This window comes from Acidovorax sp. KPB24-03 (assembly GCF_057546605.1).
In genome coordinates, this window is the sequence record NZ_BAAJYR010000105.1 from 1 (window position 1) to 11856 (window position 11856).

At 67.0% G+C, this 11856-nt stretch carries 10 protein-coding genes and 1 pseudogene; 6 read left to right on the top strand and 5 right to left on the bottom strand.

From position 1 onward, the window contains the following. Nucleotides 1–370 precede the first annotated feature (370 nt). The 5 genes from AC27KI_RS12985 (at nucleotide 371) to AC27KI_RS13005 (ending at nucleotide 5094) form a co-directional block, all read left to right on the top strand. On the top strand, nucleotides 371–1063 hold the full coding sequence (locus AC27KI_RS12985) for a hypothetical protein (protein WP_284425675.1): 693 nt from the start codon (nucleotides 371–373) through the stop codon (nucleotides 1061–1063). A gap of 405 nt (nucleotides 1064–1468) precedes the next feature. Further along, complete coding sequence (locus AC27KI_RS12990; protein WP_317354235.1) at nucleotides 1469–2134, top strand: haloacid dehalogenase type II; 666 nt, start codon at nucleotides 1469–1471, stop codon at nucleotides 2132–2134. Continuing rightward, nucleotides 2134–3225: a phosphotransferase gene (locus tag AC27KI_RS12995; protein WP_487089716.1), complete on the top strand. Its 1092-nt coding sequence runs from the start codon at nucleotides 2134–2136 to the stop codon at nucleotides 3223–3225. The genes AC27KI_RS12990 and AC27KI_RS12995 overlap by 1 nt, the downstream gene beginning before the upstream one ends. Further along, entirely contained in the window at nucleotides 3222–4589 is a 1368-nt protein-coding gene (locus AC27KI_RS13000) for an aspartate aminotransferase family protein (protein ID WP_487089717.1), read from the top strand. Before AC27KI_RS12995 ends, AC27KI_RS13000 begins: the two co-directional genes overlap by 4 nt. 4 nt (nucleotides 4590–4593) lie before the next feature. Further along, nucleotides 4594–5094, top strand: coding sequence for an Lrp/AsnC family transcriptional regulator (locus AC27KI_RS13005; protein WP_284400048.1), 501 nt, complete (start codon nucleotides 4594–4596; stop codon nucleotides 5092–5094). 151 nt (nucleotides 5095–5245) lie between these two features. Here AC27KI_RS13005 and AC27KI_RS13010 read toward each other — a convergent pair whose 3' ends face one another. The 5 genes from AC27KI_RS13010 to AC27KI_RS13030 all read right to left on the bottom strand — a co-directional run bounded on the left by AC27KI_RS13010 (nucleotide 5246) and on the right by AC27KI_RS13030 (nucleotide 11018). Then, on the bottom strand, nucleotides 5246–6520 hold the full coding sequence (locus AC27KI_RS13010) for an acyl-CoA dehydrogenase family protein (protein WP_487089718.1): 1275 nt from the start codon (nucleotides 6518–6520) through the stop codon (nucleotides 5246–5248). A gap of 62 nt (nucleotides 6521–6582) precedes the next feature. Next, the gene (locus tag AC27KI_RS13015; protein ID WP_284414487.1) at nucleotides 6583–7668 is read right to left on the bottom strand and encodes a phosphotransferase; all 1086 of its coding nucleotides are present in this window, start codon (nucleotides 7666–7668) and stop codon (nucleotides 6583–6585) included. A 34-nt stretch (nucleotides 7669–7702) separates the two neighbouring features. Further along, nucleotides 7703–8422, bottom strand: a complete 720-nt coding sequence (locus AC27KI_RS13020; RefSeq protein WP_092743762.1) for a Crp/Fnr family transcriptional regulator — start codon at nucleotides 8420–8422, stop codon at nucleotides 7703–7705. Nucleotides 8423–8648: 226 nt separating this feature from the next. Next, complete coding sequence (locus tag AC27KI_RS13025; RefSeq protein WP_487089719.1) at nucleotides 8649–9425, bottom strand: oxepin-CoA hydrolase, alternative type; 777 nt, start codon at nucleotides 9423–9425, stop codon at nucleotides 8649–8651. A 69-nt stretch (nucleotides 9426–9494) separates the two neighbouring features. After that, on the bottom strand, nucleotides 9495–11018 hold the full coding sequence (locus AC27KI_RS13030; RefSeq protein WP_487089720.1) for a 3-hydroxyacyl-CoA dehydrogenase: 1524 nt from the start codon (nucleotides 11016–11018) through the stop codon (nucleotides 9495–9497). Between the two features lie 665 nt (nucleotides 11019–11683). On the opposite strand from AC27KI_RS13030, the pseudogene AC27KI_RS13035 reads away from it, so the two are divergent. Beyond that, nucleotides 11684–11856, top strand: a pseudogene (locus tag AC27KI_RS13035) (CDP-6-deoxy-delta-3,4-glucoseen reductase); the annotation flags it as partial.

The window sequence follows — 11856 nt, forward strand, 5'->3', positions numbered from 1 at the left end:
CCCACCGCACCAATTGCACCGCGGTGTCGGAGGTGCCCTCTGGCGGCCACCGTCGCGCCGGTGCCAGCCCATGCTCCGGCAACGGGCAGCAGCCCCAGGGCCGCTGCGGCGATGGCGGCCCTGCGCGAGAGGGCGGCGGCGTGGGTCGGGGCGGCGGGCGGTGTGGTCATGCGGTGATATCGGATGGCCAGGCAGAAACGGCCTGGCAAGTAGCGAAGAAGTACCCCAAAAGTCCCAAGGGGTGGAAAGTGCCGTGCATGCTGGCGCGTGCAAGCAGAGGGGGCCGGTTTGGGCGAATAATGGCTGCTTCTGCCGAGCCTTTGCCTGATTTTTTCACACCATGTTCGAGCGCTTTCGCAAAGCCTTCGCCTTGGGCCCACGCCCCGACGATCCTCCGCGCCCCGTATCGCTGGAGGACACCGAGCAATGGGCGGCCGCGCAGGGCCTGGCTTTCTCGCGTACCGCGGAGCCTGGCGGGTTCCTGATGCTGGGCCAGTACGAAGGGCGCACCTGGCGCCTGGAGTGCGGGGCGCCACAGCGCCATTACCTGAGGGGCACGGAACTGCGCGCACGCATCGATGTGGGCGTGGAGCCCGACGTGGCGCTGATGCTGGTATCCCGCCCCCTCAAGGAGGCGCTGGAACGCGAAGCCTACGGTGCCTTCACCGACACGCTGCAGACCTCGTTGCCAGGGGACCTGCCCGAGGAAGTGCGCTGGCTCGCCATGTTCGAGGAGATGGCGTGGCCCGGCGTGCCGCTGCCTTTCTGGCAGCATTTCGCGGTGGTGGGCGAGGGCGGCCTGCACGCCAAGCGGTGGGTGCAGCCGTCCATGGTGTCCCATCTGCTGGAGATGCTGCTGCCGGCCCAGGGCGAGCCCGATGAAGCGGGCACGCGCGCGCCGAAAGCGCCGCCGCTGATGCTGATGGTGGCGCGCGGCAAGGTGTCGCTGCGCATCGAATACCCGGGCGACCACCTGCAGACACTGGCCGATGCGGTGATGCTGCTGCACGAGGCTGCCCGCAGCGCCCTGCAGCACCTGCCGCAGGGCACAGCGAAGAACTAGGACCGGCTGGCACGAATTGCGCCGAGGCGGATTCGCTGCGACCGTGAATGCAGGGAGATCGCAGCGGCTCGCTGCGGGCCGATCGAACGCGGTCTTCCAACGCGGCGAGCCAAGGCTGGCCTGACGAATCGGCAAGTGCTCAGCGCAACGGGACCTGCCCGTCGGCGCTGGGATTTCAGCCCCATTTCCCCATCGGGCCACCCCTGCGTGATCGCATGCGCAGGATGCGCCTCGCGATGCGGTAGTGGCCGCCATCGCGCCGGACGAGGGCAAAACAACACTATCCAAAAATGCCAGGCCCCGTGCAGATTGACAAAGAAACTGCTCGGGACTCGCATCGATATGGCATCTCCTGTAAAGGGTGCAGTCCTAGACTCGTTTCACCTCAACACAGCAGATCTGCCCATGATCTTCAAACCTCGATTCATCAGCTTCGACTGCTACGGCACGCTCATCAACTTCGAGATGGGGCCGACGGCAAAGATCCTGTTCAAAGACCGGGTGGCGGCCGATCGGATGCCTGCGTTCCTGGACAGTTTTCGGGCCTATCGCCTCGACGAGGTGCTGGGCGACTGGAAGCCTTTCTACGACGTGGTGGCGAACGCCATCCAACGTGCCTGCAAGGCGCACGGCATCGAATGCCTGGCATCGGATGCTGCCGCTTTGTACGACGCCGTGCCGACCTGGCAGCCACACCCGAACGTGGTGGAAGTGCTGGAGGCGATTGCGCCAGAAGTACCGCTGGTCGTCCTGTCGAACTCGATGGTCGACCTGATTCCCCACAGCGTCGCGCACCTCAAGGCCACCTTCCACGCGGTCTATACCGCCGAGGAAGCGCGCGCGTACAAGCCGCGCATGCAAGCCTTCGAATACATGTTCGACCGGCTGGGATGCGGGCCCGATCAGATGATGCATGTCTCGTCGAGTTTTCGTTATGACCTGATGACGGCGTCTGACCTGGGGTTCATGGCCAAGGCCTTCATCGACCGGGGCCATGAGCCTGCGTCGAGCGACTATGGCGTGTGCCGCCTGACAGACGTTCGCCAGCTTCCTGCATTGCTCGGACTCTGATGCTCCGCCTCGACCCCCACCTGGGAACCCAGGGCGCGATGCGTGACCAAGCCGCGGCACTGAGCACGGCAGCGCCCCAACTGGCGCCAGCCGAGGTGCAGCGGCTGGTGAAGCGCCTCTACGGCCTCGACGTCGGCGTGAGGGCACTCGCTGGCGAGCGCGACCAAAACTGCGCGTTGGAATCGGCCGACGGCGCGCGCTACGTGTTCAAGATCAGCAACCCCTCGGAGCGGGTGGAACTGGTCGATTTCCAGATCGCCGCCATCGAGCACATCGCCCGCACATCGCCCGGCCAGCCGGTTCCGCGCGTGGTGCGGATGCTGGACGGACGCGCGCGCGATACCGTGGACCTCGCCGGGGGCATCCGGACCACCGTGCGCATGCTCACCTACCTGGATGGCATCCAGATCCGGGAGACACCGCGCACCGCTGCCCAGCGGGTGGCGATGGGGCAAGGCCTGGCCGCGCTGAACCTTGCCCTGCAAGGCTTCACGCACCCGGCGGCGGCCCATGATCTGCTGTGGAACGTGTCGGCAGCGCATCGTCTGACCGTCCAGCTCGACAGCCTGGTGGAAGGCCCGAGGCGCGTGCTGGCCCAGTCGTTCATGGCCCGCTTCATCGACCACGTGCTGCCTCGCCTTGCTTCGTTGAGGGCGCAGGTGATCCATAACGACTATCACCTCTACAACGTGCTGGTCGCGCCGCACGACCCGTCGCGCATCACCGGCATCATCGACTTCGGCGACATGCTGCACGCGCCACTGGTCGGCGAGGTGGCCACGGCGGCGGCCTTCCACATGGCCGGCTGCGCCGATCCGTTCGAAGGGCCGGCGCAGTTCGTCAGGGCCTACCAATCCGTTGTGCCGCTGACCGAGCCGGAGCAGGAGATCGTCGCCGATCTCATGGCAACGCGCCACCTGATCACGGCCTTGATCTCGGAGTGGCGGGCCTTGCGCTATCCCGAAAACCGCGACTACATCATGCGGCACAACCCGGCGGCCTGGCAGGCGCTGTCGCAGATGGCAGACCTTTCCCGCCACGAGGCGCGCGACCGCCTGTTGACCCCCACACCCACTGAAACCCCGCCATGAAAACCACTGCTGATTTCAATATGGTCAATGCCTACATCCCCGGCCGAGCCCAGGTCGGCCCCGCCACCGAGGCCATGATCGATCGGCGCAATGCGCTGCTCGGCCCGGCCTACCGGCTGATGTATGAGCATCCGCTGCACATCGTGCGCGGTGACGGCGTTTGGCTGATGGACCCCCAGGGCCGCCGCTACCTCGACGCCTACAACAACGTTACCTCGCTCGGTCATTGCCACCCTGCAGTGACCGAGGCGATCTGCCGCCAGGTGACGACCCTCGCGACCAACACGCGCTACCTCCACGACACCATCCTCGAACTGGCCGAGCGCCTGCTGGCCAGCGTGCCGGGCACGGATCTGGCCCACCTGATGCTGACTTGCACCGGCAGCGAGGCCAACGACCTGGCTTATCGCATCGCCAAGGTGCGCACCGGCGGCACGGGGGTGATCGTCACCGACACGGCATACCACGGCATCACGGACGCCGTGTCGCAGTTCTCGCCCTCGCTGGGCCCGACCGTCGATCTGGGGGCGCACGTTCGCCTGGTGCCGGCGCCGCGCCGTTACCACGCGGAGGGTGCCGACCTCGGCGAGCGCTTCACGCGCGACGTCGAGGCGGCCATCGCCGACCTGCAGCGCCATGGCATCCGGCCGGCCGCCTTGATCGCCGATTCGCTTTTCACCAGCGACGGCATACTCCCCGAGCCCGCGGGCTTCCTGAAGGGGGCGGTCGAGGCGATCCAGCGCGCGGGCGGGCTGTTCATCGCCGACGAGGTGCAGCCTGGCTTCGGCCGCACGGGAGAGCATCTGTGGGGCTTCCAGCGCCACGGCCTCGTTCCCGACATCGTCACCATGGGCAAGCCCATGGGCAACGGCCAGCCGATCGCCGGCATCCTTGCGACAGCCGACGCCCTGGCGGAATTCGGCAAGAACTCCCGCTACTTCAACACCTTCGCCGGCAACACGGTCTCATGCGCAGCGGCCCTGGCGGTGTTGGAGACCATCGAGCGGGACCGACTGGTGCCGCACGCGGCCAGGATCGGCCGATTGCTGCTCGACGGCATCGCGGGGCTTGCCGCGAAGCACGAGGCCATCGGCGACGTTCGGGGGGCGGGGCTCTTCGTGGGCGTCGAACTGGTATCAAACCGGGCGACGCGGGCGCCGGCGCGCGAACTCACCAGCCGGGTCGTCAACCGGATGCGCGACAAAGGCGTGTTGCTCAGCGCGTGTGCCCAGGGACACAACGTGCTCAAGATCCGCCCGCCGCTGGTGTTGTCGGCGGAGCAGGCCGGCATGGTTGTCCAAGCGCTCGACGAATCGCTGGCCGAGACATGCACCACAAGGCAAGGCGGCTTGGCCATACGATAGCGCCATGAAATCGGCCATCCTGTTCGATCGGTTTGACCTCAAGATCCTCGCGCATCTTCAGCGCGAAGGGCGCTGCTCGAACGTCGATCTGGCCAAGTCGGTGGGGCTGAGCCCCAGCCCGTGTCTCCTGCGCACGAAGCGGCTGCAGGAGATCGGACTGATCCGTGGCTACAGCGCCGACATCGCGCTTGAAAAACTGGGGGATCACGTCATCGTGTTCTCCGAGGTCACCATCGGCAGCCACCGGCCGCATGATTTTCGAAAGTTCGAGGAAGGCGCCGGGAAGTACCAAGAGATCGTCGAGTGCTACAACGTCAGCGGCGGATACGACTACCTGCTCAAGATCGTGGTGTCGGGCATCGGCGCTTTTCAGGCGCTGATGGAAAAGATGCTGGAAGACGATATCGGCATCGAGCGTTTCGCTTGCCGGATTGTCCTGCGCCAACCGCATGGACGGCGCGAGTACCCCTTGGGGGCCATTGCGGCTCGGCAACGTTGGGAGTGACGGTGGGCTCCGGGTCGGGGGCGCCCCGTGCCGATTCTCGATGCCATGGAAAAACGCCCCGTGATCCGGGGCGATCGCAACCTCTTGGAGTGGAATCTGAAGGGCAGGGGTCCGGGATGCGTGGGCCCCTGCACCTTGGGGCTGCAGGCTGTCAGCAGCCGCGGGTGATGGGCGGCTCCACGCTGCTGCCGTAGGTTCCGTACTTGCCCAGTTCCCACTTGGCGATGGCGTTGCGGTGCACCTCGTCCGGGCCATCGGCAAAGCGCAGGGTGCGCGCGTTGGCATAGGCATAGGCCAGCGGAAAGTCGTCGCACATGCCGCCGCCGCCATGCACCTGCATGGCCCAGTCGATCACCTGGCAGGCCATGCTGGGCGCGACCACCTTGATCATGGCGATCTCGGTGCGTGCGACCTTGTTGCCGGCCACGTCCATCAGCCACGCCGCTTTCAAGGTGAGCAGGCGGGCCATGTCGATCTTGCAGCGGGCCTCGGCGATGCGCTCCTGCGTCACCGTCTGCTGCGAGACCGGCTTGCCGAAGGCGACGCGGCTGCTGGCGCGGCGGCACATCAGCTCGAGCGCGCGTTCGGCCAGGCCGATGAGCCGCATGCAGTGGTGGATGCGGCCCGGGCCCAGTCGGCCCTGGGCGATCTCGAAGCCGCGGCCCTCGCCCAGGAGGATGTTGGAGGCGGGCACGCGCACGTTCTCGAACACCATCTCCACGTGCCCGTGGGGCGCGTCATCGTAGCCGAACACGTTCAGCGGTCGCAGGATGCGGATGCCGGGCGTGTCGGCGGGCACCAGCACCATGCTCTGCTGGGAGTGGCGGGCCGCTTCCGGATCGCTCTTGCCCATGGTGATGAACACCGCGCAGCGCGGGTCCGCCGCGCCTGAGATCCACCACTTGCGGCCGTTGATGACGTACTCGTCGCCCTGGCGTTCGATGCGCGTCTCGATGTTGGTCGCGTCACTGGAGGCCACGTCGGGCTCGGTCATGGCGAAGGCCGAACGGATCTGCCCCTCCAGCAGCGGCTTGAGCCAGCGCGCCTTGTTCTCCTCGCTGCCATAGCGGGCGATGGTCTCCATGTTGCCGGTGTCCGGCGCGGAGCAGTTGAACACCTCGCTGGCCCACGGCACGCGGCCCATGATCTCGGCCAGCGGCGCGTATTCCTGGTTGGTCAGCCCGGCGCCGTCATAGCCCGAGGCGGCGGCGCTGTCCACCGGCAGGAACAAATTCCACAGCCCGGCGGCGCGGGCCTTGGGCTTGAGCTGCTCGATGGTGTTCAGGGCCGTCCAGCGCTTGCCGGCGGCGGTGTTGGCCGCCAACTCGGCGGCATAGGCGGGCTCCGAAGGGTAGATGTGGTCGTCCATGAACTGCCGCAGGCGTGCCTGCAGGTCCTGGGTCTTCGGTGAGTAATCAAAATCCATCGCGGTCCTCCGGTTGAAAGGCTTGGGGGCAGGCCGGCGGTGCTGCATCGCCGGCCGTGGTTTCACATGCGCTGGGCAAACCCCCAGGCCATCTGGGCCAGGGGCCGGGCGCCTTCGCCCGAGGTGCGTGCCTGGGCGCTGGAGGCGGTGCCGGCTTCCACCCGCTTGGCGATGCCTTGCAGGATCGAGGCCAGGCGGAACAGGTTGTAGGCCAGGTAGAAATTCCAGTCGGCGCGCAGCGCCTCGGGCGTGGTGAAGCCGGTGCGCTCGCAATAGCGGCGGATGTAGTCGGCCTCGTCCGGAATGCCCAGTGCCGCGATGTCCAGCCCCGCGATGCCGCGGAACATGCCCGGCGGGATGTGCCAGGCCATGCAGTGGTAGCTGAAATCAGCCAGTGGATGGCCCAGGGTGGACAGCTCCCAGTCCAGCACCGCGATCACGCGGTTCTCGGTGGGGTGGAACATCAGGTTGTCGAGCCGGAAGTCGCCATGCACGATGGACACGCGGTTCTCGTCGCGCGCGCTCTCCGGAATGTGCGCAGGCAGCCACTCCATGAGCCGGTCCATCTCCTCGATGGGCTGTGTGATGGAGGCCGCGTACTGCTTGCTCCAGCGGCCGATCTGCCGGTCGAAGTAATTGCCGGGCTTGCCATAGCCGGCCAGGCCCCGGTCGGCGAAACGCACCGTGTGCAGTGCCGAGATCACGCGGTTCATCTCGTCGTAGATGGCGCCGCGCTCGGCCGGTTGCAGGCCGGGCAGCGACTGGTCCCACAGCACACGGCCTTCCATGAACTCCATCACGTAGAACGCCCGGCCGATCACCGACTCGTCCTCGCACAGCACATGCATGTGGGGCACGGGCACGTCGGTACCGGCCAGCCCGCTCATCACCGCGAACTCGCGCTCGATCGCATGGGCCGATGGCAGCAGCTTGGCGACCGGCCCGGGCTTGGCGCGCATGACGTAGCTGCGGCCCGGCGTGACGAGCTTGTAGGTGGGGTTGGACTGGCCGCCCTTGAACATCTCCACCGTCAGCGGTCCGGCGAATCCATCCAGGTTCCGGCCCAGCCAGTCGCTCAGGGCCCGGGTGTCGAACGCATGCTGATCGGAGACGGGCCGGGTGCCGATGAAGTGGTCGTAGTTGCTCATGGAGTGCGGTGGAGATGGGAGGCCGGCGGGTCGGTCAGTTGTCGGTTTCTGCGATGCGCATCAGGGCTTCGCGGTCACGCACCACGAGGCCGCCCGGCTCGATGCGGATGGCGTCCTCGCGCTCCATCGATTTGAGTTCCTGGTTCACGCGCTGGCGCGAGGCGCCCAGCAATTGCGCCAGCTCTTCCTGCGCCAGTTGCAGGCCAATGCGCATCTCGCGTCCGTCCGAGAGGCTGGGAATGCCGTAGCTGCGCACCAGGTGCAGCAGCTGCTTGGCCAGCCGCGCGCGCAGGGGCAGGGTGTTGAGGTCTTCCACCAGCCCGTAGAGCTGGCGGATGCGCCGGGCATGCAGGCGCAGCATGGCTTCGTAGAACTCCACATGCGCGCTGAGGATCTTGCGGAAGTCTGCCTTGGCCACGCACAGGATGGTGGTGTCGCCATGCGCATAGGCATCGTGCGTGCGGCGGTCCCCGTCGAAGATCGCCACGTCGCCGAACCAGATGCCGGGCTCCACATAGGTCAGCGTGATCTGCTTGCCCGAGATGGAGGTGGAACTCACCCGCACCGCGCCGCGGGCGCACGCGATCCATTCCTCGGGCGGATCGCCGCGGGCGGCGATCAGGCCGCCGTCCTTGAAGCGTTTGACGTACGCGCATCGGAGAATGTCGTGCCGCAGAGAAGGGGAGAGGGAAGAGAACCAGCGACCGGTATTGATCGCTTCACGTTCTTCGATGGTAAGAATGGGGTCGTCCATTGGTCTGTCTTTTGGGTGACTGGTATCGCTTTCATTGTCGCGCCCGGGACCGGTGCGCCTGCTGCTCGTTGTCCCGGGGCTGTCGCCTGCGTGTCTGGCACGCGCGCACGGCCACGCCGCGACGCGCCGGGAGGCGCGGCACGAAGACGATGGCGGAACTCAGGGGCGGCGATTCGAGGCGAAATGCCCCGATGCCGGCGATTTATATGCCCTGATTGCTATCTTATTAATAGCGCGCTGGGCGCTTCTCCAGAAAGGCGGAGATGCCTTCACCCGCGTTGGGGTGCTGCAGGTTGCGCACGAAGTGCTGGCGCTCCTGGGCCAGCTGCGCGGTCAGCGTGTTCTGCGGCGCCTCGCTGATCAGCTCCTTGATGCTGGCCAGCGCATTGGGGGCGCGTGCGTTCAGGGTGTCCGCCAGTTCCAGCGCGCAGGCCAGGGCCGAGCCGGCCTGCGACAGCCGGTTGACCACGCCCAGGGCGTGCAGGCGTTCGGCATCCACCTTGCCACCACCCATGAGCATTTCGCTGGCCAGTTGGCGTGGCACGGCCTGGGCCAGGCTCCAGCTTGCGCCGCCGTCGGGCGACAGCGCGATGCTGCTGTAGGCCATGGTGAAGGTCGCGTTGCGCGCCGCCACGACGAGGTCGCAGGCCAGCGCCAGCGAGAAGCCCGCGCCGGCTGCAGCGCCCTCGACCGCGGCGATCACCGGCTTGGGGTAGGCGCGGATGGTTTCGATCCAGTGGTGCAGCGCTTCCACGCCCTGCGCCTGCGATTCGGCATCTTCCTGGCGCCGCGCCAGCAGCCGCTGCAGGTTGCCGCCCGCGCAGAACGTGCCGTCGGCGCCGGTGATGACCACGCTGCGCACCTCCGCGCTGCGCTCGGTGCCGTTCAGGGCTTCGATGCCCGCCGCGTAGATGGCCGGATCGAGCGCGTTGCGCATTTCCGGATGGCGGATGGTCAGCACGAGGGTCTGTCCGTGGCTGGTGCTCTGGAGTTGTGCGGGCATGGGCGCTTTAAGTAAAGAAGAGGCGGGCAGGGCCGGCGGTGCGCCGGCCCGCAGGGAAGATCGGTGGGTTCACTCTTCTTCGTGCAGCAGGCTGAGCCCGATCGCGCCGCGTCGGCGCAGCCAGGGGCTAGGCCGGTAGCGCGTGTCGCCATACACGGTCTGCATGTTGAACAGCACTTCGAGGATGTTGGTCGGTCCCCAGCGATTGCCCATGGCGAGGGGGCCCATCGGATACCCCAGGCCCAGCGTGACCGCCGTTTCCAGGTCGGCCGGGCTGCAGATGCCCTGCTGGCAGATGTCGCTGGCGATGTTCACGATGGTGGCCACCACGCGCTGCGTGACGAAGCCGCCGCTATCGCGGATCACGCTCACCGGCTTGCCGTCGCGGGCGAACAGCGCGTGGGCCGCGTTGCGGATGTCTACGCGCGTGGCGGGATTGGTGGCCAGCACGCGGCGCCTGGTGGCGGGGTCTTCCACCAGCATGTCGATGCCCAGGGTACGTGCCGGGTCGAGCCGCTCCACCACGGCCACTGTGGTGATGTCGAATCCCAGGGGCGCCACCAGCGTGATCGCATTGGGAGAGGGCGAGGTGCCGGTTTCGATCTGCGCGCCCAGGTCCTTGAGCAACTGGTACAGCTCGGCCCGCCGCGCGGCGCGGGGAGACACCCAGACCGGCGGTATGTGGTCCACGACCGGCGCGGCTGGCTCCGCGGGCACCTGCGCCACGCCGTCGGCATAGCGGAAGAAGCCTTCGCCGGTCTTCCTGCCAAGCATGCCACCGGCCAGGCGCTGGGCGGTGATCACGCTGGGGCGGTAGCGGGGCTCCTCGAAATACTGGTGGTAGACCGACTCCATGACCGGATGCGAGACATCGAGCGCGGTCAGGTCCATGAGTTCGAAGGGGCCGAGCTTGAAGCCGACCTGGTCACGCAGGATGCGGTCCACCGTGGCGAAGTCGGCAATGCCCTCGCTCACGATCCGCAGCGCCTCGGTGCCGTAGCCGCGTCCCGCATGGTTGACGATGAAGCCCGGCGTGTCCTGCGCATGCACCGGGGTGTGGCCCATGCAGCGGGCGTGCGCGGCAAGCCGCTCGCACACGGCGGGGTCCGTGCGCAGGCCGGCGATGACTTCCACCACCTTCATCAGCGGCACGGGATTGAAGAAATGGAAACCCGCCAGACGCTGGGGGTGTTGCAGCGCCGCACCAATGGCCGTCACCGAAAGCGAGGACGTGTTGCTTGCCAGCACGGCATCTGTGGCGACAATGCGCTCCATCTGTGCAAAAAGCGACTGCTTGGCGTCGAGCCGTTCCACAATGGCTTCGACGATCAGGTCGCATGGCGCCAGACCTTCCAGCGAGGACACCGCCGTCAACCGCGCCTGCCAGTCGCCGGCCTGGGCTTCGGTAATGCGGCCCTTGCCTACGAGGCGCAGCCATTGCTGCTTGATATGGTCAATCGCTTCGCCTGCTGAGTTAGGCTTGGCATCAAATAGAAGAACATTGCTGCCGGCCTGTGCCGCCATCTGGGCAATGCCCTGGCCCATGGCACCGGTGCCTATGATGCCCACGAAGGAAAATGGGTTGCTGGTCATGGGGCGCATTATGGCGGCGGCGTATTGGGGAGGACTTATGTGCCAGAATGGGCCGAACAAAAAAGAAACTGTTGTGAAAATAAGTAACGCGATTCTTGGTGCAAGTTTGTCGATGGTTGCCTGCAGCGCCACGGCACTTTCGCTGGGCGCGAGCCGCGGCGCCGTGGTGCTGGGCGCTCCGGTGGATCTGGTGTTCGAGGTGCAGCCCGACCCGGGCACGGACATCGAATCGTCCTGCGTGGCGGCCCGGCTGGTGTCCGGCGAGACTCCAGTTCCGGATTCCAAAGTCCGGGTGACGCCGATACCCGCCTCGGCCGGCCGATCCGCTGCCGTGCGCGTGCAGGCCAATGTGTCGGCCGACGAACCCATTCTCACCGCCAGGCTCACCGCGGGATGCCGCGGTGGCGTTACACGAAACTACACTTTTTTTCGCGCAGCTGCCCGAATCGGCGGCTGGCACCTCCCGCCCCGTGGATCTGGGCCAATTGGCGCTGCCTCGCACGGCACCGGCCACAGGTCCTGGGCTGGCAGGCGACGGCGCGGCTGCAACGGGTGCGGGACGGACTTCCGCCGCAGCCACCACGGATGCACCCCCTCGCAGACCCGCGGCGGCGCCCCGTGCCCCACGGGCCCCTGCCGCGAATGCCCCCCGCACCCCGTGCTTGGCCACGATGCCCCAGCTGGCCTATGTGCCCCGTGGTGTCCCATGCCTTGCCGGAAGACGCCTGGGCGGGCCGCCACGGGCTTCGTGCACCAGGCCGTGATGGACGACCATGCCGACCTATCGGGCCACCAGGTCTATGCCTGCGCGCCCCCATCGTGGTCGATACGGCACGGG